This window comes from Vibrio sp. 1288 (assembly GCF_033344475.1).
This window is the reverse complement of record NZ_JAWPOX010000005.1, coordinates 91,431-114,621: the sequence shown is the minus strand read 5'-3', so window position 1 is coordinate 114,621 and position 23,191 is coordinate 91,431. Positions and strand designations below refer to the sequence as shown.

The 23,191-nt window shown below is 46.0% G+C and carries 20 protein-coding genes; 9 read left to right on the top strand and 11 right to left on the bottom strand.

Going from position 1 to position 23,191, the window contains the following annotated elements; all coding sequences use genetic code 11:
• Positions 1 to 14 precede the first annotated feature (14 nt).
• A complete protein-coding gene (locus tag R8O11_RS05815; RefSeq protein WP_206946933.1) occupies positions 15 to 4,133 on the top strand; it encodes a M66 family metalloprotease in 4,119 nt (1,372 codons plus the stop codon).
• A gap of 70 nt (positions 4,134 to 4,203) precedes the next feature.
• Here the strand turns inward: R8O11_RS05815 and R8O11_RS05810 are convergent, their stop codons facing one another.
• The 4 genes from R8O11_RS05810 to R8O11_RS05795 all read right to left on the bottom strand — a co-directional run bounded on the left by R8O11_RS05810 (position 4,204) and on the right by R8O11_RS05795 (position 6,638).
• Entirely contained in the window at positions 4,204 to 4,386 is a 183-nt protein-coding gene (locus tag R8O11_RS05810) for a hypothetical protein (protein ID WP_042523437.1), read from the bottom strand.
• Between the two features lie 164 nt (positions 4,387 to 4,550).
• A complete protein-coding gene (locus tag R8O11_RS05805; RefSeq protein ID WP_006741273.1) occupies positions 4,551 to 5,237 on the bottom strand; it encodes a helix-turn-helix transcriptional regulator in 687 nt (228 codons plus the stop codon).
• Positions 5,238 to 5,284: 47 nt separating this feature from the next.
• A complete protein-coding gene (locus tag R8O11_RS05800; RefSeq protein ID WP_318193989.1) occupies positions 5,285 to 5,599 on the bottom strand; it encodes a hypothetical protein in 315 nt (104 codons plus the stop codon).
• Positions 5,600 to 5,714: 115 nt separating this feature from the next.
• Entirely contained in the window at positions 5,715 to 6,638 is a 924-nt protein-coding gene (locus R8O11_RS05795) for a LysR family transcriptional regulator (protein WP_053307145.1), read from the bottom strand.
• A gap of 138 nt (positions 6,639 to 6,776) precedes the next feature.
• On the opposite strand from R8O11_RS05795, the gene yjjG reads away from it, so the two are divergent.
• Positions 6,777 to 7,451: a pyrimidine 5'-nucleotidase gene (gene yjjG / locus R8O11_RS05790; protein WP_005374109.1), complete on the top strand. Its 675-nt coding sequence runs from the start codon at positions 6,777 to 6,779 to the stop codon at positions 7,449 to 7,451.
• Between the two features lie 51 nt (positions 7,452 to 7,502).
• Entirely contained in the window at positions 7,503 to 8,042 is a 540-nt protein-coding gene (locus R8O11_RS05785) for an NUDIX hydrolase (RefSeq protein WP_318193988.1), read from the top strand.
• 79 nt (positions 8,043 to 8,121) lie between these two features.
• On the opposite strand, the gene R8O11_RS05780 is transcribed toward R8O11_RS05785, so the two are convergent.
• The 4 genes from R8O11_RS05780 to R8O11_RS05765 form a co-directional block, all read right to left on the bottom strand.
• Positions 8,122 to 8,556 (bottom strand): hypothetical protein, encoded by a 435-nt coding sequence (locus R8O11_RS05780; RefSeq protein ID WP_318193987.1) that lies wholly within the window; start codon positions 8,554 to 8,556, stop codon positions 8,122 to 8,124.
• A gap of 20 nt (positions 8,557 to 8,576) precedes the next feature.
• Entirely contained in the window at positions 8,577 to 9,128 is a 552-nt protein-coding gene (locus R8O11_RS05775) for a YtfJ family protein (RefSeq protein ID WP_258477310.1), read from the bottom strand.
• Between the two features lie 79 nt (positions 9,129 to 9,207).
• A complete protein-coding gene (locus R8O11_RS05770; RefSeq protein WP_005374104.1) occupies positions 9,208 to 9,927 on the bottom strand; it encodes a carbonic anhydrase in 720 nt (239 codons plus the stop codon).
• Positions 9,928 to 10,005: 78 nt separating this feature from the next.
• Complete coding sequence (locus tag R8O11_RS05765) at positions 10,006 to 11,349, bottom strand: OmpP1/FadL family transporter (RefSeq protein WP_318193986.1); 1,344 nt, start codon at positions 11,347 to 11,349, stop codon at positions 10,006 to 10,008.
• A 769-nt stretch (positions 11,350 to 12,118) separates the two neighbouring features.
• Here R8O11_RS05765 and R8O11_RS05760 point away from each other — a divergent pair.
• From R8O11_RS05760 to R8O11_RS05750, 3 genes are read left to right on the top strand one after another with little or no spacing between them, the layout of a single operon-like run.
• A complete protein-coding gene (locus R8O11_RS05760) occupies positions 12,119 to 13,294 on the top strand; it encodes an efflux RND transporter periplasmic adaptor subunit (protein ID WP_213971496.1) in 1,176 nt (391 codons plus the stop codon).
• Between the two features lies 1 nt (position 13,295).
• Positions 13,296 to 15,260 (top strand): MacB family efflux pump subunit, encoded by a 1,965-nt coding sequence (locus R8O11_RS05755; RefSeq protein ID WP_029855402.1) that lies wholly within the window; start codon positions 13,296 to 13,298, stop codon positions 15,258 to 15,260.
• Positions 15,261 to 15,274: 14 nt separating this feature from the next.
• Positions 15,275 to 16,651, top strand: a complete 1,377-nt coding sequence (locus tag R8O11_RS05750; protein ID WP_318193985.1) for an efflux transporter outer membrane subunit — start codon at positions 15,275 to 15,277, stop codon at positions 16,649 to 16,651.
• A gap of 96 nt (positions 16,652 to 16,747) precedes the next feature.
• Here R8O11_RS05750 and R8O11_RS05745 read toward each other — a convergent pair whose 3' ends face one another.
• Entirely contained in the window at positions 16,748 to 17,290 is a 543-nt protein-coding gene (locus R8O11_RS05745) for a carboxymuconolactone decarboxylase family protein (RefSeq protein WP_005374097.1), read from the bottom strand.
• A gap of 111 nt (positions 17,291 to 17,401) precedes the next feature.
• On the opposite strand from R8O11_RS05745, the gene R8O11_RS05740 reads away from it, so the two are divergent.
• Entirely contained in the window at positions 17,402 to 18,001 is a 600-nt protein-coding gene (locus tag R8O11_RS05740; RefSeq protein ID WP_005374096.1) for a TetR/AcrR family transcriptional regulator, read from the top strand.
• Between the two features lie 155 nt (positions 18,002 to 18,156).
• Here the strand turns inward: R8O11_RS05740 and R8O11_RS05735 are convergent, their stop codons facing one another.
• Complete coding sequence (locus tag R8O11_RS05735; protein WP_017819748.1) at positions 18,157 to 19,413, bottom strand: type 2 secretion system lipase; 1,257 nt, start codon at positions 19,411 to 19,413, stop codon at positions 18,157 to 18,159.
• Positions 19,414 to 19,879: 466 nt separating this feature from the next.
• Here R8O11_RS05735 and R8O11_RS05730 point away from each other — a divergent pair, with 466 nt between their 5' ends.
• Positions 19,880 to 21,910, top strand: a complete 2,031-nt coding sequence (locus R8O11_RS05730; RefSeq protein ID WP_053307150.1) for a S8 family serine peptidase — start codon at positions 19,880 to 19,882, stop codon at positions 21,908 to 21,910.
• A gap of 9 nt (positions 21,911 to 21,919) precedes the next feature.
• On the top strand, positions 21,920 to 22,282 hold the full coding sequence (locus tag R8O11_RS05725; protein WP_017819750.1) for a hypothetical protein: 363 nt from the start codon (positions 21,920 to 21,922) through the stop codon (positions 22,280 to 22,282).
• Positions 22,283 to 22,366: 84 nt separating this feature from the next.
• On the opposite strand, the gene phnX is transcribed toward R8O11_RS05725, so the two are convergent.
• A complete protein-coding gene (gene phnX, locus R8O11_RS05720; RefSeq protein ID WP_025768032.1) occupies positions 22,367 to 23,182 on the bottom strand; it encodes a phosphonoacetaldehyde hydrolase in 816 nt (271 codons plus the stop codon).
• Between the last annotated feature and the right edge of the window lie 9 nt (positions 23,183 to 23,191).

Below are 23,191 nucleotides of genomic sequence, written 5' to 3'. Positions count from 1 at the left end.
AGGATATCCAAATAATGTTTAAAAAATTGACTCTGGTGTCAGCAATAACGGCCGCACTTGCAGGCTGTGGCGCAGATGATCAGGCGTATGACTATGTCGAAAGAGATGCAAAAGAAGTCGCAGTAAAAGACCTTAAAGACGGTCGTTGGTTTTACGTTCCGACGACTGGTGCCGCGCCACGCTTTGCTCTGAACCAATTCCCATTCTTGCAAGGTTCACCTCGTTACGTTGAGCTTTGTTTTACCAAAGAAGGTCTGGAAGTTCGCAGTTACGATAAAAACTACCCAGACGCGCATCTAAGCAAAGATGCTAATAACTACTGCGGTGAAGAGAAATTTGTCGCAGACGACGACGGCGTTAACTTCGCGCAAGTGCTGACGATTCCGGGTGACTTTGCGGCGTATCGCTGTCAAGAAGACGCGCATGGTGATTGCACCAACAAAGAAGAAACCAACGAAGACGCAAGCCTAAACTACAAGAAGAAAACCCACTTCACTCCTCGTCCTGAAGATCTCGAAATTGCAGAATTCAATATGGAAGATCTGTATGGCATTACTGAGGGCATTGATGAAATTGGCGCACCACGATTGATCTCGTGGGACTTTGACCCTAAAAACGGTCTTCTCAATTTCGAACTAGAGCGCACGTTCCGTATCGATTTAGATAATATTTCCGACTACATCAACTTTGCAACGAAAGCGAGCTTGGATGAAGCGCTTGTGGATGGCGCGTTTAAATCTCGGTTCTACTATTCGTTAGTGCACGAAAGTGAAGTGGCAACCGAAGGTTACCAACCGATCTTGTACCCAGTGGGTGATGAGAACGACATTGGTTTCTTCACCACGTCGACGAAAAAGCTTAACCCAGTCACGAATAAATACGACCGTGATGTGGTTTACCTCAATCGTTTCAACCCAGATCAAGGCTCTATCAAATACTACTTGAGCGATAACTTTTTTGAAGAGAAGAACAAGTTGTTCTTGGATGCAACGCTGCAATCGATCGAAAAGATGAACCAAGCTCTGAATGTATTTGGGGCGGATGCAGGCAAGCCTGAAATCGAGATTGTGAACAAAACCAAAGCGGCTGGTATTCACCCAGGTGATCTGCGTTACAACGTGATTAACCTGATTGACGAGCCTTTAGCGAATGGTCTGCTTGGCTATGGCCCGTCGGTTTCTAACCCGATGACGGGGGAAATCATCAAAGGCCACGTGAACCAATACGCAGGTGTTGCAAGAACGGGTGTGCCTTTCTATTGGGATAACTTGGCACGTTTCTATAATCGTAATCAACTGGACTTAGATGGCTTAGAACCATTGCCAACCAGCAGCGAATCTGTGAAAACAGAAGTCGCGGATAGAATTGAAGCGCTTTCTACAATGGCGGCGATGGCGAGCCTGAAATCGGATGAAAACATTCATGCGCCGCTCGTTTCAAAAGAAGACATCGTTTCTGGAAAAGCAGCGACGAAGAGCCCAACTCAGCTAATGAAAAACTTCAATGATGACATGGAGTTTGAAAAGGTGGTTGAAGCTGAAGAGAACCGTTTGTCTTTCTGGGCAGAGAACAACGTCTATCCAATCGAAGCGTCGTGGGTTTCTTCAACCAACAAGGCCATGTTGGACAACTTGAAGTTGGATGACGAGCGTTACTTTGAGATCAAACTCGATGACGCCGGTCACGAAGTATCGCGTCAGCTTAAGCGTTGGAAATACCTGCCAAAAGAGTTGCAAGTGAAAGCAGCAGATGCGATTACGGTTGCGACTTACAGCAATACGCTTGTTCACGAGCTTGGTCATAACATGGGTCTGCGCCATAACTTTAAAGGCTCAAATGACAAAGCGAACTACTACACGCTCGAGCAAGCGCATCAACTTGGTTTGAACAACATTCCTGCTTACAGTTCGACAATGGACTACGCACCAAGCATGTTGGATGAAACGCCAACTTGGGGTCTGTACGATATTGCGGCGTTTAAGTTTGGTTACGGTCGTAAAGTCGAGACGATTCAAGGTTCTTCAGGTTCAGCTCCTGCGCCTATTGCGAAACCGGCAGACAGTGCGAGCGATGAAGACAAAGCGGCATACGCTCGTTACCTCGCTGATCAGCAAGCCTACCAACAAAGCTTTGCATACAAGTTTGGCAACAATCCAGACAACACATCGCTGATGGTGTGTTCTGAAGTGAAGGCACTAACGGGGAACGAGAAAGGCAAATCACTCTACAACTGTGACTTCAGCCGATTCGATACCGCCGCGTTGTCTGATGATCCAGAACTGAATGCGAAAACTCGTTATGGCGCACTTTACTACCTAGATAAAGTGAATGAAATTGAGCGTAAGTCTTACGATTTCTGTACCGATGGGAACGTTTCTCTAAACAGCGACTGTAACCGTTTTGACGAAGGTACAAACCTAGAAGAAATTGTTTCTTACGAGTGGCAGAACTATCTCGATAGCTATGATCGACGCAACTTGGAGTTATATGGGACGACGGGATTATTCTCGTCCGATTATCCTGGTTACTTAGTGCGTCGTTATATGGAAATGAGCGCTATCCGTGACAAGATGGAAGATCTTGAGCGCATCGATAACCTGTACACCAATCTGGGTTACACTTCGTCAACGGATAAGCCGGGTGATTTCTTATTGCGCATTGCTTCAAACCCTCAATACTGTAGCGAAGGCAAAGCCGATAACTCATGGTTCTGTGATTACGCGAATGGGGCGAAAAAATCCGCGGCGTTCTTCCTTGATATCTTGCGCACACCAGAGCATCAATGTGTGATAGAAAATGCGGCAGGCAACCAAAAAGTGATTTCTTTTGGTCAACTGTTAGACAACAACTCACACCAAATTCCGGCTGATTACGATCTTTCAACAGCCAGCTGTTTTGATGATTTGGCAGCACGCTTTATCGAAGATTCAGATGAGGGCTATATAGCTGTTGCGGAAACTGCGAATGGACGCTTCCTAAACTCAATTGGTAGCTTTGACCCGGATTACCCTTGGTCAAATGCGGTGTCTGTGTTGGGTAACTGGCCAGACAAAGCGCTTGCGAGCCACTTCTTAGCACGTCGATTCTCGAACCGTTTTACCGATGAGGTGAGCTTTGCATCGCTGCTTGATATCCCTGGGGTGCAAGCTGAATACGAAGACATCATGGGCAACGTCGTGGCAAATGATGCGTTAAATACGCCAGTTAAATTGGTGGGTAAAGACGGTAAGGAATACACCAATCTAAAAGGTGTTACCGTGAACCTACACATCACTGAGCAAATGGAGTCCCTACCACCAATGCCTCGTGGTATTGCAAGATTCCTTGATATTGGTGCAGAAGGCCGCGGACGTGTTGGCGATGTCATCTTGAGAATGGGTGTGCGCCAAATGAAGTCTTACGACTACACAGTGAAGACTCGTGGTCAATCTCAGTTTGATACGTTTACGAAGCAACAAGACCGCTACGGTATTATCGCGGGTGACAAGGTTGAGTTTGTTATCGACGGCGAGAAGTTTGTGGCAACAAAAGCAAACAAGCTGGCTTACGACTACGCAAATCAACTGGTGACGTCCAAAGGTTACGATCTAAAAACTTACCTAGATAGCTATGAGCCTGCAACACTAAACAAGGTCGCAGAGAGCATCGATAGTGCTTGGGGGCCATTCCGAACAGCGATTGTCCCAGCGTTCCACGATCCTGTATTGCTGCTGGATGCGCCAATGGTCAACGCAATGAAGCGAACCATTGATGCGGATATTGCGGCAGGTGTGCTGTCGTTTAGCCAGTCTTTCATCAACTTTACGACAGCGAATGTGACTTCGGGTGATTTGGTCATCGATGCAACTTCAGGCACATTGAGCTATAAAGGTGGTAAAGCGCACGATGAGCTGAAAGCGTTCGAAGCTTACACAGATGCGATGCTTTTGATTTACAACGATCACGCCGAAGACATGATGTTCGCGGTCGACAATGTGTACGCAGGGTACATGGCGTCTTCAGATGCTGACAAAGAACTTTGGCTGAAAGATCTCAATATGATTCAAGCGTATTTGCGTGGTGATATCGGCGCTGTGGCTGGTGATTACTACAAGATGCTTGATCGCCTACCAACTGCAGTGAGTTTCCAGTAAATAACTCTTAATTCACTCATACAAAGGCCTGCAGCAATGCAGGCCTTTTTCGTCATAGGATTGATGGAATTTAGGAGTGAAAGATGATCTGTCTGTCTTCTGTCATCACAAGTGTCGCTTTGCTTTGTTCGATAAGTTGGGCAGCATAAGAAGGGGTAACTGCCTGCATATCACCTTTAGATCGAAGAGTTAAAGACTCCCACGCTTGATCTCGATATTTCCCTGCTTGGGTGTATTGAATCAGTACTTTCATAGCTTCACGCTCCGGTGTGGTTGACGTGCTACTTAAGTTAACGATCTTAGGTTGGTTGCGCATCCGTTAAAAATGAAACATTAGTTTAACCAAATGTGCCTTTCCAAATATCGCGCATTGAGCAGAGCAATTTGGAATCCTTGTGATGGAGGGATGAAAAATACTCAATCTTTCGATTCATACTGCGCAATATAATGTTTGAGAGATTTGGTTTCCGCACTCTGAAACTCTTCATCGTGCATACGCAGTGCTTGGATACGGTCGAGGCGGAACTGGCGATAGTCATCGCGCAATTCGCACCAGGCGACCAGCGTCCAGACTTTGCCCCAAAAGAACTGGCCTAACGGTTGGATTTTTCTCTCGGTCACCTGTCCGCTTTCATCTTGGTAATCCAAACTGACCTTAAACTGATGATCAATCGCGTGGCGCAGAAGCTGCCCTCGTTTGGCAGTCTCGGATTGGGTGTGATAATCGGGCACAATCAGCGGACAATCTTCCACTTGTTGTTTGAGCTTATCGGGCAATACCGAAAGTATTTTGGCGGACGCAGAATGAGACGCTTCGGCGAGTTCGGCATCCGACCAGGCTCGAACCATCCGCATACCCAGTTCAAGCGCCATCATCTCTTTTTCTGAGAACATCAAAGGCGGCAGATGAGAGCCCGCTTGCAACAGGTAGCCAACACCTGCTTCACCTTGAATCGGAACACCAGAACTGAGCAACGACTGAATATCGCGATAAATCGTACGTTCGCTGACTTCCATTCTTTCTGCGAGCTCTTTCGCTGTCACGGCGTAACGCTTTGCGCGCAAAAGCGTCAGTAGCTCAAACAGTCGTTCTGATTTGCTCATGATGTTCCTTATCTAGACCTACTGGTTGTTAGTGGTAGTGCGGCTGATTACTTCTCTAGCTCACTGCACATTTTTAAGTTGTGATGTTTAAGCTCGAAGCTTTCGCAGTCAATCATTGATAACAGAGGCTGAAATTCAGCGGCTTGCTTAAGCTGTTTTCCCGCCTGTTTTGCATCGTCCATTGAACGCCAGTAAATGATGTCTGTCCACACACCGTCAGTCGCTTCGTGACTGAGTGAGCGATACAAAAAGCCCGGCAGATTCTTCACAAACGTTTGTGACTGTTTGGCAGCGGCGATCACGTCTTGCTCTGTTGTGCTTGCGGTTAGACGAAATTGCACAGTTTCGATAACGGTTTCCATATTGTGATTCCTTATTGGTTTTGGCGGATTGCCTGTTGAGTTCCAAATAAGGTTACGCGGATGGAATGTCAGAACATGTCAGTAGTGAAATCTCACTCACTTATCATCAATATGGTTATTTTTCTGGGCTGTTGTAACGATCCCAGTAAGGTAAATCTGTGCCGAGTTTTTCGCTGATAAAATCGATAAAGGCTCTTACTTTCAACGGCATGTGCTTGCGCTCAGGGAACACCGCATAAATGGCGTGTTCTGGTAGAGAGTACTCTTCCATCACCGGTTTTAGATTTCCTGCGGCAAAGTCTCTTCCTGCAATAAATGTTGGCAGTTGCGCAATGCCCGAACCTCTTAACAGCAACTGGCGAATGGCTTCGCTGTTATTGACGATAAAGTTTCCTTTTGGAAGTACCTTGTATTCGCTGCCGTTGTTGATGAACATCCATTCGACGCCGCCACGGAAATAGGAGTAGCGCAGGCAGTTGTGACCGACTAAATCACTTGGTTTTTGTGGTGTTCCAAACTCCGCTAAGTAATCTGGTGAGGCACAAAGCACACTTTTACAAGGGGCGAGACGTTTTGCGATGAGATTGGAAGAGGTGAGTTCACCAATACGGATCCCCAAATCAAAACCGTCTTTAACCAGATCGACCATTTTGTCTTCGAGGTTTAAATCCACTTCAATTTTCGGGTAACGAGCGAGAAACTCGCTGATCAAAGGCGCGATATGCAGTACACCGAAAGACATCGGCACGGTAATTTTGAGTCGACCTTGTGGAGAGCCTTGCAGTTCCGATACCGCGTCTACGCCTTGCTGGGCTAGGTTGAGCGCTTGAGAGGCGTACTCAAAATAGCGTTCTCCTGCTTCGGTCAGGCTCAGCTTACGCGTAGTTCGATTAAGGAGACGAATGCCCAAATCGTCTTCTAGTTGGTTGATACGTTTGCTGATCGCCGATTTCGTCAGATTCAGCTGTTTGGCCGCAAGGGAAAAGCTGCCGCATTCGACAACAGCAACAAAAACGGGCAGGGAGGCAATCGCGTTCACTTCAATCTCCTATTATCGTGAAGCATTTATTGTTGAGCACAAGGATACAATTAATTTCCAATTATAGAGATTATCTTCAAGAAGAAAACAATCTAGACTATGCACCAGTATTACGACCTTGATTTTGGGAAGAAGAAAATGAAGTACGATTGGATCCTGTTTGACGCTGACGAAACCTTATTCCACTTTGATGCTTTCAAAGGTTTGCAGCTTATGTTTTCTCGCAAAGGCGTAGATTTTACTGAACAAGATTTTGCTCATTACCAAACCGTAAACAAACCGCTTTGGGTGGATTACCAAGACGGCAAAGTAACGGCAGATGAGCTAAAACATAAGCGTTTTACCGAGTGGGCTGAGAAGTTGAATACCACAACAGCAGATCTCAACAGCGCATTTTTAGAAGCAATGGCCGATATTTGCAGCTTGTTGCCAGGTGCAAAAGAGCTGATGGAAGCGCTGCAAGGCAAAGCTAAAATGGGCATCATCACTAACGGTTTTACAGAGTTGCAAGCAATTCGCCTTGAGCGCACAGGGATGACTGAGTACTTCGATAAAGTGGTGATCTCTGAACAAGTGGGCGTAGCAAAACCGGACTTAGGTATTTTTGAATACGCGATGCAGCAAATGGGCAACCCATGCAAAACGCGCGTACTGATGGTGGGTGACAACCTGCATTCCGATATTCTGGGTGGTAATAATTTTGGTATTGAAACTTGCTGGTTAAATACCACAGGCGCAAGCGTCGATGAGCGTATCGCACCAAATTACACCGTTGAGTCTTTGAGTGAACTAAAGAACATTTTGGTGGCGTAACCGAATCCGGTATTATTCCGCAGTAACCCTCAGAAAAATCAAGGAATAACCATGTCAGACATCAAACAGCTAGACAGCAAAGTCGTTTACCAGAATAAGTGGATGACGGTGCGTGAGGACAAAATTTTACGTCCGAGCGGCGCAGAGGGCATCTATGGTGTGGTCGACAAACCTGATTGTGCTGCGATTCTGGCTGTCGATTACGGGATGATTCACTTGGTTCAGCAGTACCGTTACACCGTAGGTCAACGTTGTTGGGAGATCCCACAAGGGGCGTGGGAATCAAATCCAGATGCGGATCATCTTGAGCTTGCCAAAGGCGAGCTGCGTGAAGAAACGGGCATGCAGGCGAGCGCCATGGCGTATGTCGGCGCGCAGTTTATCGCATACGGCTTTTTGAATCAGACATGTCACGTCTACTTCGCCAGTGATTTAACGGACGTGGGCAATCAACTCGACAGTGAAGAAGAGGATTTGATCACTCGCGCTTTTTCTGTTGAGGAGTTCGAACAGATGATGATCGACAGCACGATCAAAGATTGTGTCACCATCGCTGCTTATGGTTTGGCGAAGCTGAAGAAATTCATTTAGTTATTCATGACGATTTTTTAATGAAAACAGCGGCCTAGTGCCGCTGTTTTTAGTTTGGGTGAGTTCGTTGAGCCATCGCTTACTCGTCGATTTTCTTACCTAAGATTTCCACTTGCGCTTTTTTGGTCACCCCCGCGACTTGCAGCGCAGTGCTGCCAACCGATTCATAGTTCAACTCGATTTTGTCTAACTTCGCGTTATCTTTTGTTGGTAGGCTTAAGCTTCTTGATGACATGCCTTTAGTCAGAACCCCTAAACTGTCGAACGTCTTTTCCTGACCATCTTTCATGAACACTTTAACGCTTTTCAGATCGACCGTACCGTGCGTACATTTGATTTTGATGTGGCTGAAACGAGCGTTAGCAAATGGTGACAGTGGATTGACTGTGTCGGTTTCCGATTTAAAACTGACGGTTTTATCTGCAATCTTGTCCCAATCGTTGTCTCCTGCAACCGATTGGAAAGAGGCTACAGCCGTTAAAAGACAGAGTGCGAGGGTGTTGAACAGTTTCATAGCTTTTCCTTACCTTAGGTTTAGATATTCTGTTTAATCAGTTCGATGACGTGTGTGACTTCGTCTTGAGTTAAAGCCCCTTCTTTCACGAATAAAACTTCGCCTTGTTTATTTTGTACGATAATCGCAGAACTTTCTTGCTGTAGATCCCAAGTTGTTGCTAATACGCCATTTTTGTCTAACACCATGGAAGACCAAGAGAATGTCTTTTTGCTGTCCTCTGCCGACGATTTTACAAATGTACCGGTTCCCCAGATGGCGTCTTCTTGGTTGATCACGGTTGTGGTCTGATACTGATCTTCAGGAAAGTGAGCGGCAGTGATTGCTGACATCAGCGGCGCGTTCATCTCTTTGGCTTTACTACGACCTGCAATGGTTTGTATCACACAGACTTTGCCTAACATCTGCTGAGTTGTCCAAGGTTGATAAGCCACATCGTCTCCTTGCAGCGTCATTTCGCCATAGGTATCAATGCTGACGGAAGGGGTGGTTTGACCGACAGAAAGGTTATGAGAGAAGGCGAGTGTCGGGGCGAGTGAGAGTAAGAGTGACAGAACAGATGGAGTTTTCATTGGGGGGGCCTGTAACGAAGTGAGGTTAGAGCGAATCAAAATAAGGGGCAAATACGATGCCCCTTATCGGATTTGGCGATTAGTTAGAAAGTACAACGCGCGCATTTAACGGTTGTAGCGGACGATTGTTTTGTCCCATGACTTCCATAAGTTTCGCGGCTTGATCTTTGGATAAGGTTTGAGTGTCTTTAAGCACAAACCAGCGCACACCTTCTGAACATGGCGGTGTGGTTAAAGAGCCGTTAAATCGATAGTAGTTTGCAGTTTTTGGCAGTAAGTCGTTAATCTCAAACGTATCTTTAAAGAACGTGGTTTGATTCTCTTGTGGGATTGCGTTGATCAGTTTAGACAGTGCTGCGTTTTGATCGCCAGCATCAAACATCACCGAAATTACCGCCAACTCGCCGTCTGCGTTGGCGTGTACAAAGTGCGCTTCAAGTGGATATTGGCGGCCTTTGATTTGGTTTTCTGATGGTGTGTGGAAATGGAACTGTTGCAGCTCGAACGTCTCGCCATCAATGGTGAAGCTGTTACGTCCGTTCACTTGCGCTTGCAGCGTATGACCATTGTTGGTTAAACCAATGACCTGACCAGTGTACGAAAGGTTCAGTGCTTCCAGTTTTGCATCGGCTGGGTTGTCGATGTTGATTGGGCTTTGGTTTTTCGTGGTTGCGCAGTCTTTGGCGATTTTTCCCCAGTGCTCTGGCCCGTGTTTGTCATTGCCATAGCCCCATTCCGAAGCCTGAGCTGCGCTTAGAGTGAGAAGTGAGAGTGAAAAAGCAAGTAGTGTTTTGTTCATAATAATGTCTCTGTTCGGTCGCTTCGATAAGCGTTGTTACAAGGCAATGACCTAGAGGTTTGATCACTGCCTGACAAATTAGAAACGGTGGCTGAGCTGGGCACCAATTAGGAACGCATTTGAATGGGGCACGCCCGTCACCATCGGTGCAGGAACACCTTCATACGCGTACTCTTCTACGTTGACATCTTCACCAATCAAGTACGTCATGCCGATGTCAACCGTGGTATCTGATGACCATTGGTAAGAGGCCCCCGCAGATAACCAGTGACGGTTCGAATCTGGAATAGAAAGCGAAGTCAGCTCATCGACAGGTGTTTTGTCGAACATGTAACCCGTGCGAAGTGTCCAACGTTCATTGGCGTACCAAGTCGCACCGATGGAGTAGTGCGCGGAGTCTTGCCACTGAAAATCTTTTAGCAACTGATCATCAGCTTTCAAGCTGTCAAATGCTGACCAACCAATCCACTGCACAGAATAGTGCAGGGCAAATTTAGGTAAGACGCGGTGATAACCGGAAAACTCCGCAATATCCGGTAGCGGCATAGCAAGCGAGTCGTACGATTCGCCCGCAAAGTGGATGTCGCCCTTGGCATCTATGTTAGGGCTGTGCTTGTAGCTTAAACCTAAGCGATGACGTTCGTTAAACTCGTACATCATGCCAATATTCGCACCAAGCCCAATGCCGCCTGCTTCCACATCAAGTGCGTTGCCTTTTACGGATCCACAGCGTTGTTCTAGTTCGTTTCCAAGTATGTTCCCACCAACGCAAACACCCACGTCCATATCGCGGTACAGCTCACCAGAGCCGTAAATCACATCAATACCACCACCGATACTAAAACGGTCGTTCACCTTGTATGCCAAGCTTGCGCCAAGGTTGACACTCGCTACGCTGGTGACACCGCCAAAAACAGGTGCGCCATAGTTTGGTTTAAACTCCATGTCGGTTCCGAAGTTGGAATATGCCGATAAGCCTAGATACCAGTCGTCGTTGATAGGGTGAATAAAGTAAAAATTGGGTACAACGGCTGGTTGACCAACGCCATCGACGTCATCAATGTCGGTCACGGTTTGAGAGAAGGACGGGGTAATGTCAACTTGAGGGGACGGAGGAAAACCGCCCATACCAACATTGACATCCGCATTAATGTTAGCTCGATGATATTGCGCATTTTTAACGGTAACGTCAGGTTTGACGTAAGTGACACCGAACGATAAGGCATTTTGTTTAAACAGCGTCATCGCTGCGGCGTTGCGGCTGATTACAGACGCATTATCACCAATGACGGCATCACCAGCAAAAGCACGACCAAGACCCGTCGCAGAATGTTCGTTAATTTGAAAACCACCGGCATACGCCGTCGAGGAGGCTAACCCGATTAATAAATAAATCGGTGAAAGAGTTAATTGTCGCTGCATGTTTTTCTCATGAATTAATTAGAAGTTGTATTGCAACGAAAATCAGTAAAATAAACAAATCTGACCAGTGCATTTAAGAGTAAAGCTAACAGTGTGCTGACAATAAGTAAATTTAACTTAATAAATATTTATTGTTGAATTTATTAATGCTTCATGGCGTGAATATAGTGGTTATTTTACGTGTAAATTAAATCCTGAACCTCTATTTTTATTTTTGCGGTATTACTTCTCTATTTTTATTGTACTGACTGTTCCCTAACAAATAGAGGGAAATCCAGCGATAAAGTGTCCGTGATGGAAACTCTGAGTCATTTGTATTTCCATTGCATCCCAACGTTGGTAGTTCAAATCAGCAAGAGAACTATCGTTTAAACCCACATGACACACTCCTCTCGGTCTTACCTGTGTTATGTGGGTATTTTTTATTTAACTTGCCACTTAACTCCTCTTTAAATTCAATCATCAAAGTGACCATCATGAAATTTAAAATGATTGCATATTGAATAAGTTTAGTTTTTACTAGTTTTTTGGTATTTAAAAGTTTTGTTTATAATACTTATAACTTGAATTTCTATATTAAAAATGGTCTTTGCTATACGTATTGAATAATAAAGTTTTGAAGTGACTATAATATCTCTGATTTTTCACGTTAGTGAAGTTATTCACTCAGTTTCTTGACGTTAATTTACCTATCTTTACGTCTCGTACCCTGTACGGCTAAGACAAATAGCAGTATAAAATCAAAACGATTATTTACTTCACTCCTGCTATGAAACTCAATAAAAAATGGCTCGTTTTGTGTGGCCTACTTGCTATTGGTGCTGGTGGTTATCATTATCTGCAACGTCCAGAACCCATTTCTCCTTACGCGACAGAAGTCGTTCGCAAAGGCAATATCGAAAAGGCGGTATTAGCCAACGGCATGTTGCAAGCGTCCAAATTGGTGAATGTAGGTGCGCAAGTATCTGGGCAAATTCAACGCCTCGCTGTGAACTTAGGGGATGAGATAAAACAGGGAGACTTGATTGCACAGATTGACAGCCTGACTCAGCAAAATAGCCTCAAAGAAGCCCAAGCGTCTCTTAATAGTCTCAACGCTCAGTACCAGGCTAAGCAAGCGCAGATTAAACAAGCAAACTATGAATACGTGCGCCAAAAAGGCATGTTGGCAGCGAAAGCGAGCTCACGAGCTGATTACGAGAATGCCGAAGCGACGCTCGCCATCTACAAAGCCGAGTTAGCGCAACTGGATGCCGAAATCGAGAAAGCCAAAATCAACGTCGACAATGCGCAGTTAGATCTCGGTTACACCACCATCAACGCACCGATGGATGGCACGGTGGTCTACACCGCGGTGGAAGAAGGACAAACCGTAAACGCCAATCAAACCACGCCAACTATTATCGAGTTAGCCAAGCTAGATACGATGACGGTGAAAGCCGAAATTTCGGAAGCCGATGTGATTTTTGTTCACCCAGGCCAAATGGCGCTGTTCACCATTTTAGGCAAACCGAATCAGCAGTTTAAAGGCACACTGCGCGCCATTGAGCCGGGGCCAACCATCATGGATGGCGATGACAGCGATTTGAGCATTTCAGATAGCGACGCCATTTACTACAACGCTGTATTTGATGTGAAGAACCCGCAAGGTATTTTGCGCATCGGCATGACTGCGCAAGTTTCGATTGTCCTTGAGCAATCGGAAAATACCTTGATTGTCCCTTCACAAGTGCTGCAAAAATCTGGCGGCAAAGGCAACTATACCGTGCCAGTGCTTGAACAGGGCCAAGTGGTGCAAAAGCCCGTGACAGTGGGTATTAACAACAAAGTGAACGCAGAAATTCTCTCAGGTTTGAAGGAGGGCGACCAAGTTGTTCTTGGCAATGCTATGGATGGAGAATCATCAAGCCGAGGTGATCGTCGTCGACCTCCAATGAGGTTCTAAGATGAGTGACGTGCTTTTAAAAGTTGAGGATTTAACTCGACGATTTGTCTCTGGCGACGAATCGCTTACTGTGTTGAACCACATTAATTTAGAGATAAAACGCGGTGAAATGGTCGCGATCGTGGGTGCATCAGGTTCAGGTAAATCGACGCTGATGAATGTGCTTGGCTGCTTGGATAAACCGTCCAGCGGTCGATACTTCATTAATGGGCAAGATGTCTCGACGTTGGAATCCGACCAACTGGCGGAACTGCGCCGCGAGTATTTTGGCTTTATATTTCAGCGTTACCATCTGCTGGGGGATTTAACCGCGGTGGCAAATGTGGAAGTACCAGCGGTTTACGCGGGAGTTCCTCATCGTCAAAGAACGGAGCGAGCGCAGTCACTATTGGCTCGCTTGGGGCTGGAAGATCGTTTGACTCACAAGCCCAGCCAACTGAGTGGTGGCCAGCAACAGCGCGTGAGTGTTGCTCGTGCACTGATGAACGGTGGTGAGGTGATTCTCGCTGATGAGCCCACTGGCGCATTAGATAGTCACAGTGGGCAAGAGATGATGGCACTGCTTAAAGAGTTGCATCAACTTGGGCATACGATCATCTTAGTGACTCATGATATGAACGTGGCGAACTTTGCGGATCGCATCATTGAAATCAAAGATGGTGAAATCATTGCAGATACGCCAAATGCACAAGTTGTAATCAATGAACAAGCAGCAAAGACACCGAGCGCGTCTTTTCATCGCCCAGCGCAAGCCGCCAGTAAGTGGTGGAAGTGGGACAGTTTTATTGACGCGCTCAAAATGGCGCTGCTGGCGATGTCTAGCCACAGAATGCGCACGTTTTTGACCATGCTCGGCATCATTATTGGTATAGCCTCGGTGGTTTCCGTGGTGGCACTAGGTAATGGTTCACAACAGCAAATTTTGTCGAATATTTCATCCATGGGAACAAACACCATTGATGTCAGACCGGGCAAAGGGTTTGGTGACCGCCGCTCCGGGCGAGTGAAAACGCTAACCGCCGACGATGCTAAATCGTTGGAGAGTCTACCTTTTGTCGACAGTGTCACGCCGTCTTTATCCAACAGCTTAACCGTGCGTTACGCCAATCAGGATGCAACCGCGTCTGTGGAAGGGGTTGGGGAAGATTATTTCCGTGTGCGCGGTTATGAGATCGCCAAAGGTCAGTTTTGGGATGAAGAGAGCGTGAACTCACTCGCCCAAGAAGCAGTGATTGATGACAACACCAGAAAGGAAATGTTTGCGGATAGAAATCCGATTGGTGAAGTGATTTTTCTTGGTTCATTGCCAGTGCGTATTGTGGGTGTCACGCAGAAAAAAGAAGACGCGTTTGGAAACAGCGACGCGCTGAAAATTTGGGTGCCATACACCACTATGTCGGGACGCATGATGGGACAACGCTACCTCAACGGCATTACTGTACGGATTGATGAGAACGCCCCAAGTGCGGCGGTAGAGCAGAGCATCATCAACTTGTTAAAAATGCGCCACGGTACAGAAGATTTCTTCACGATTAACACTGACACCATTCGTCAGAGCATCGAGAAAACCACCGCAACCATGACGTTACTGATCTCAGCGATTGCGGTGATCTCCCTAATTGTCGGCGGAATTGGCGTAATGAACATTATGTTGGTGTCGGTGACAGAGCGCACGAAAGAGATCGGTGTGCGAATGGCTGTGGGTGCGCGGCAAGCGGATATTTTGCGTCAGTTTTTGATTGAAGCGGTACTGGTGTGTTTATGTGGTGGCATTGCTGGTATTGGCTTGGCGTTTTTGATTGGTTTTGCATTCAGTACATCTGGCAGCAGCTTCCAAATGATTTACTCAATGAACTCGATCATCTGGGCGTTTATTTGCTCAACGTTGATTGGCATCGCTTTCGGCTTTTTACCCGCTCGCAATGCCGCCAAACTCGATCCGATAGAAGCGCTAGCGAGAGACTAAAAATGAGTAACACAATGAAATTCAAAACTCGATTGGTCGCGGCTGCCTTAATTGCAGTGTGGTTGTCAGGTTGTGGTTCGCTTATGCGTAGCGACTATCAAGCTCCTGAGGTGCAAGTGCCTGCAAATTGGCAACAGATGCATGTTGCGGGTGATGTCAGTATGGATCCTTGGTGGTTGGCGTTTAACGACCCAACGCTTAATCAATACATTACTCAGGTGTTGGCTCAAAACAACGATTTGACGCTGGCAACGCTAACGCTAAAGAAAGCGCGTTTACAGCTGGGTTTAGCGCAAGATGACTTTTTCCCTACGTTGAGTTCTTCCACATCAGGACAAGTTCAAAAATCTCTTGATAGCGGGGAATCGGCAGATAACTACAGCGCTAACTTATACGTCAATTACGAGTTGGATTTGTGGGGAAAAATCTCGGCAGACGTTGACCAAGCCAAGTGGACGGCTATGGCAAGTCAACAAGATCGCGAGGCGACCGCACAAAGTTTGGTCGCAACGACGGCATCGTTATATTGGCAAATCGGTTATTTGAAACAGCGCTTAAACCTCAGTCAACGTAATGTGGCAGACGCAGCTCAAACGCTGCAATTGATTGAAAAACAGTACCAACTTGGCGCTGTGGATCAGTTAGATGTGCTTGAAGCCAAACGTACGTTGGCAAGCTTACAAGCGCAGCAAAGTGAGTTTGAACAGAGTTTACTTGAGGCAAACAACGCCTTTGCGATTTTGTTCAATCAACCGCCGAAGAGCATCAGTGCAAACATCCAAATGCTGCCTGAAGGCGATATGCCATCGTTGAGTGTTGGTGCTCCGTCTGATTTATTGATCCGCAGACCCGACATTAAAGCCGCGATTTATGACGTCAAAGCCGCGCTAGCAAATAAAGACGCAGCAGATTTGGACTACTTGCCTAAGCTGACGCTCACTGGGGCTTTGGGTGGATCGTCACAAGCGCTCAAAGACCTGCTTTCCAACCCGATCGGCAGTTTAGGTGCAGATATGACGTTGCCGTTTTTGCAGTGGAATGAGATGAAAAATAGCCAAGCCATTGCCGATTTAGACTATCAATCGGCTATTGTGAGTTATCGCCAAGTGTTGTACGCCGCATTCCAAGATGTCGAAAATGCCTTGTCGGCACGCGAGAAATTGAAGTATCAGGCGGCGCGTTTACAAGAACAATATGATGCCGCAAGTGCCGCTGAGTCCATTTATGCTGCGCGGTATCAGTATGGTTCGACGTCGATCATGGACTATTTGAATGCACAAGAAGACACCAGAAACGCGCAAGCTTCTTTGTTGGAGAACCGCTACAACCAGTTTCTCACTCAGGTTACGCTTTACCAGTCTTTAGGGGGAACCGACGTCGCGCCGTTGTAATTAGGGGTCAGCTCACACTAGCGAAGCGCCATGCAACAAAGCCTTTTTTGAAGGTATTACTGGTCCCATGAATGGGACCAGTAATAAAAGCTTAAGTTACTTGGCGAACTTCTTGAAAGGTGCATCAACCGGGGTGTCAGCTAGGTGATTGGTGTAGTTACTCATCACTTTTTGCGCTAGACCAAGAACAATTTCAAGCAGTTGCTGCTGTCCGTAACCTGCCGCAAAGAATTTCTCTATCTGAGACTCTTCCACTACACCACGTTGACGCACCATTTGAAGCGTTGTCTCTCGTAGTGTTTCAAGTTTTTCGTCTGCCAATGGTGTTTGGTTGACGAGAGCATCAACAATCTCCTGATCCACTTTCATTGACGCCGCGATCGCACTATGAGCAGGAACGCAGTAGTGACAACCATGTTCAACGTTGATGGTTTGCCATACGACGGTCAATTCTTCTGCGTTAAATGATGTTTGTTGAAATAGCTCATGCACAACTTGATAACCCTCAAGCAAGGTTGGCGCTTCAGCCATAACAGCATGAAGATTTGGTAGCATGCCAAACGCTTTGACTGAATTTTCAATCAGGTGCTTTGATCCTTCGGGTGCGTTTTCTGCGGTATACAGTTTAAATTCTGCCATGTTTAAATCTCCTGTAATTGGATATGAGCGGATTAGGCAAGAACAGGATAGTTGATTTTGAGCGGTCGCTCAATATAAAATTGAGCATATGTTCAAAATTGATAATTGCTCATGGCGAATACAAAGAAATTCCAACGTGATGAAGTGGTGAAAGCCGCCTCGGATCTATTCTGGAAGAAAGGTTTTCATGCAACATCTACACGTGATTTACAAGATAGCGTTAATCTGCGTCCTGGAAGTATTTATGCGACGTTTGGGTCAAAAGAGGGGCTATATTGTGAAGCGCTAAAAATGTACGTTGCGAACTTACAAGCCCTGTTTGAGTTGCATTTAGCTCAGAACACAACGGTTCTAGATGCAATAGAAGCTTTCGCGATTGATGTGGTTATCAATCAGCGAGACTCCAATCCCAGTGAAGTGTGCATGTTAGTCAAATCAGCAAGTGAATTTGCTGAGGATTTTAATGCGCTGCGCAATCAAACAAACAGCTTAGCAAACCAATTTGAATCTTTTCTTGCAAAGCTGTTTGAGCGAGCAATCGAGAATGGCGAAATTGAAGCCCAGGATACATTGCTTCTGGCTCAGTTGTTCCAGGTTCAGTTTACGGGTATACGAGCCTACTCATACCGCAGTGATGATGTAACCTTAAAGACGTTGATCTCTATTATGGTGGACAGCTTCCGCGGTAACGTACCAAAAACAGAAAGCTGAATGAGGCAGCTCAAAGTCAACGTCCCTAAATCAACGGCTTGAACTAAGCGAGCTCAAATAAAACCGTTATCGAGGTTCGATATCGATAAAAAATGACCACGATGCTTCGTGGTCATTTTTATGCAAATTAACTTGCAATGAACAACAACGGCTTATTAAAAGCGAAACTCTTCTAAGTTATTGCTGCTTTCTAACATTTTTTCAGCCACATAACGATGCGTTGCTGTGGTTGGGTGAGTCACATCCCAGAACACGAACTTATCTGCGCCAGATGCTGCACATTCAGAACGTAATGAGTGAGTGTACATGTAGTCAACAGAGGATGAACGGTTGATGTCTAAGCAAGGGTCGCTTGCATTTACGAAACCGTGTTCTTCTGGTGCCGAGGTTAACTTCTCAAACAGTGCGTGTGTATCAAACAATGCGATGTTGTAGCCTTGGGCTTTGTAGTACATCGCTTGTGCTTTGATGAACTCGTTCATCTTCAATACTTTCGCACGAATCGTTTCAATTTCTTCCTGTGTTGAGTATTTGAACTGTGGTGCTTTGGTTGCATCAGGCAGTGTCATCAACATGAAGTTCTTCGCGCCAGCGTCTGTTAAACGAATCAGAGCTTCAGCGTAATCCGCTTTTACTTCCGGCACGCTACGGTTGTAGTTCATGAAATCATTTAAACCAAACTCTAACGTAAACAATGTGTTAGCAGGGTTGTAGTTCTTCGCCAGCTTTGTGTAGGTTAAGTAAGAAGAAACTTGTTCGCCGACACCAGTTAGCGCGATGTATTGGTTTTCACCTGCTGCGCCACCAACTGCCCAGTTGTATAGCGGTAAGTTTTTGGCTTTAGCAACGTATTCCGTCCAAACAAAACCGTTTGAGAAGTGACCCAAGAACCAGCTATTCGGGTTAGGGAAGCGCCATTGGGACGCGTTAAAGATGTTGCCTGTATCAGACAAGCTATCGCCCAAAGCCACTACCTTGTTGATTTGATCTGGTTGCATTGCAGCATCATTGCTCCAGATCGTGTGGTTATAAGAATAACGATTGTCAGCAGCAAAAAATGTAATGTCTGCGTTCTCGTTCGCTAGATCTAGTGTTTCTTCACAACGCTGACGAATTACGTTTTGTGAGGTATTGGTGTAGAACATGTTTTTAAATGAAACAGAGCTCCACCAATAGCCATCGATAGTGAAGTCACTACCATCTTGGTTTTTTGCCCATTTCCAATCGGTAGCCGCATCGTCCTTAGAGTGGCTCGTACGATACCAGCATCGAACGTACGTATAAGTTTGATTTTCTTGCGCGCTAACCACTTCAGCCGCAGAAACCATTGCTGGTGATAAAGTTGGCTCCTCTGCAATGGCGGAGGCAAGCGGAAGTAATGCAGTTAATAGTGTGATTGTTTTTTTCATCATTCACTCTTCTTGTAATGGTTATTGTTCCGAATGCGTGAATACGCTCGGCTATAACAGTATTTAGATGAGAATTTTTCTCACTAAACCTTCTAATTCTGAGTAAATGCTCAAGACAGTCAACAACTAAATATTCAATATTTTAGTTTTGGCACCACGGTCAAAAAATCCATTCAGCATAGCAATCGATTAAATGGGTGATATTTAGAATAATTACTCACTAACATTAATTTAACATTCACTTTTTGTTAATTAAGTAATTGCTTTATAAGGTTTTGTCGGTGATTTTTAATGTTAACTTAAAGTGTTTATTGAATGATCTTTTGTACAAATTTGTATATTCATGAAACAAATTGTTTGGCATTTTTGCTCTGTAAACTATAGCTGAAGCTCTCATGCAAACATCATGGTGATGACTTTTCATGAGAATATAGTGAATAAAAATTAGCTCAAATAAGGAATAGGGCAAATGCACTACACAACAAGTAAAAAACAAGGCTTATTTTCGTTGTCTGCCGTAGCAATAGCACTGACCACTTCGATGTCAGCGTTTGCGGCTCCACCAATGGGATTTGATGAATCTAAGTTACCGACGAAGTACATCGTCAAATTCAAAGAAGATGCAGTCAGCCGTTCTTCAATGGGTGGTAACTCATTCTGGGGGCCACGAATCGCGCAGGAGTCTGTTCTAGAACAGGTGAAGGCACGTAAGGTGGAAAAACTAGGCAATCGCGCCATTTACAGCGTTGAATTGGATGGCGATGACTTAGAGCCGCTTCGCAATCGTAGTGATGTGGAATACGTGGAAGTCGATCCACCTCGCTATTTGCTCAGCGAAACGACCCCATGGGGATATGAAGCGGTTAATGCTCAACTGCTAGCTGACTTCAATGCGGGTAATCGCACTGTATGTATTATCGATTCAGGGTACGACATTTCGCACAACGACCTAAGCGGTAACCGCGTTGCTGGTACTAACGATAGTGGTACGGGATCATGGAGTGATCCGGGTAACAACAATGCCCACGGTACTCACGTCGCGGGTACGATTGCTGCGATTGCCAACACCGAAGGTGTAAAGGGTGTGATGCCAAACCAGAATGTTAATTTGCACATCGTGAAAGTATTTAACGAATCGGGTTGGGGTTACTCATCTGGGCTTGTTAAAGCTATCCAGACCTGTGCCGATAATGGTGCTAACGTTGTGAACATGAGCCTTGGTGGTAGTCAATCAAGCCGAACTGAGCAAAATGCACTGCAAAATATTTACGATCAAGGCGTTCTATTGATCGCCGCAGCGGGTAATGATGGCAATACAGCGCACAGCTATCCAGCTTCTTATGACTCAGTGATGTCTGTTGCGGCTGTTGATAATCAAAATGATCATGCAGCGTTCTCACAATCTACTAATCAAGTTGAGATCTCAGGCCCGGGTGTGGCGATCTTATCAACGGTTACGGTAGGTGAAGGTAAACTTTCTGATATTACCTTGAATGGTGTCAGTCAGTTTGATCGTGGGATTGTTCCTCACAATCGTTTGATCAATAACGGTTCTTCGTATGTTCCGGATCCAATCGCGGGTTCAGTAACGGCAACGCTAGATAGCTGTGATGTCTCTGGCGGTAACGTTAACTGTGGTGATATGTCGGGCAAAATTTGTTTGACTGAGCGTATCGGCAACCAGTCTTCAGGAAACTACCCTGAAGTAGATGCGGTTCAGGCTTGTTACAATGCGGGTGCGCGAGCTGCAATCGTATACAGCAACTCTGAACTACCTGGTTTACAAAACCCTTTCTTGGTAGACACAAACAACGCTTATCGTATGGTTTCGGTAACGGTTGATCGTGCATTTGGTCAAGAGCTATTGGGGTATGTTGGTCAGGAGATTACTGTTGCAACAACCTCTGGTGAAGATTACGAGTACTACAATGGTACATCAATGGCGACACCGCACGTAACGGGCGTAGCTGGCTTGGTGTGGAGTTACCACCCAACCTGTACAGCAGCGCAAGTACGTAATGCCCTAGTGAAAACTGCAACAGATATTGATGTTGCTGGTCGAGACAACCGTACTGGCCACGGCCTAGTTAATGCTGAAGCGGCGAAGCTGTTCTTGGACGCTGGCTGTAATGGACCTGATGGTGGTAGCTCTTCGGACTCTAGCTTCTCAAATACCAGCCCTGTTGCGATTCCAGATAATAAATCTTCTGGCGCAATCAGTGCAGTAGAAGTCGATCGCTCTGGTGATTCAGGCACAGTAAGTATTGACGTTGATATTAGCCACACTTACATCGGTGATCTACGAGTGACTTTAACGTCACCGACTGGTGGAGAAGTTGTACTTCACAATAATACTGGCGGCAGCGCTAACGATATAAAAAACACGTTCCAAGCGGATTTTTCTGGTTTTGAATCGCAAGGTACATGGGAACTAAAAGCGGTGGACAGTGCCAGAAGAGACACAGGCACCATCAACAGTTGGACTCTGACCTTTCAATAAGGAGTGACTATGAAGAAGTTGACCTTACTTTCTTTGTCTGTGGTAGGCGCTACCGCACTATTGGCAATCGGACTGAGCTCAAGCAGCTTGGCAAACAATCAAGGATTTCCTCTCGTGGATGAACGCCAAGATCAAGCCGAGCAGCAACCTGCACGTTACTTTGTTAAGTATCATGAAGGAAAAGAGAGCGAAGTGAGAGCGCTTCTTCGTCAGCACAACATTGAAGTGGTCGATGCTCTGGTGAAACAACATGTGTTGATTGTGGTGGGTGAACAGGCGGAAGTCGATAAGCTCGCGGATCACGATGCGGTCGAATACACTGAGCAAGAGCCGACAAGAAAGCTGCTATCTAACGGAAATACGCTTCAATAAGCCAAACTTTCTAAGATAGTGCCAAAAAGAAAAACGCCCCTCACGTGAGGGGCGTTTGTTTCATTTGTTAGTGGAAGATGAAGATTACGGACGTTCACCTGCTGCTAGGCGACGTTCGATATCTGCAACCACTTCAGGGAAGTCAGCAATGGTGTCGATAAGGTAGTGCGGCGAGCTCTTGAGCAATTTTGCACGCGCTTTTTCACGAGCAGCATTAAGCGTTGCTTCGTCCGCAGCTTGGTATTCTTCAAACGTTAGACCTGCTTCGTTACCAGAAAGCAGCAAACCAACGGTCCACATACCGGCGTTGTGACCTTCATCGATGCCCGGTGCGGCGTCATCCACTTTGATACACGCATTAACGTCCGTTACATTCAGCTCAATCACGTTTTTCAGTGCCATAAATGGTGCTGGGCGACCACCTTGCGGCAGGTCATCCGTTGCTACTACGTAATCCGGTTTGTAGCCGTAATCCGCAGCCACAGGAATCAGCACATCCATCACTTCGCGAGGGTAACCAGAACAAGAACCGATCTTGATGCCTTTGTCTTTCAGACCGTTCACAACTTCAATCGCATTAAGGATTGGCTCTGCGTGGTCAGCCACTTTTGCTTTTTGCAGAGGCATGAATGCTGCGTAGATAGCGTCGATGTCTTCGCTGGTCATTGAGCGACCAAACTTCTCATTCCAACGCTTATCAACTGCAGGGATGCGACCCACAGCTTGGATGTGATCCCACTTACCAAGCCCCATTGGTTCCCGCGCTTCTTCAAGATCGATATCAAAATCAAAGCCTTGTTTGAACGCTTCCACAAAGATGCTGGTTGGCGCAAAAGAGCCGAAATCGACGATAGTGCCAGCCCAGTCAAAGATCACTGCTTGAATTGGTGAGTTGCTCATGTTCAATCC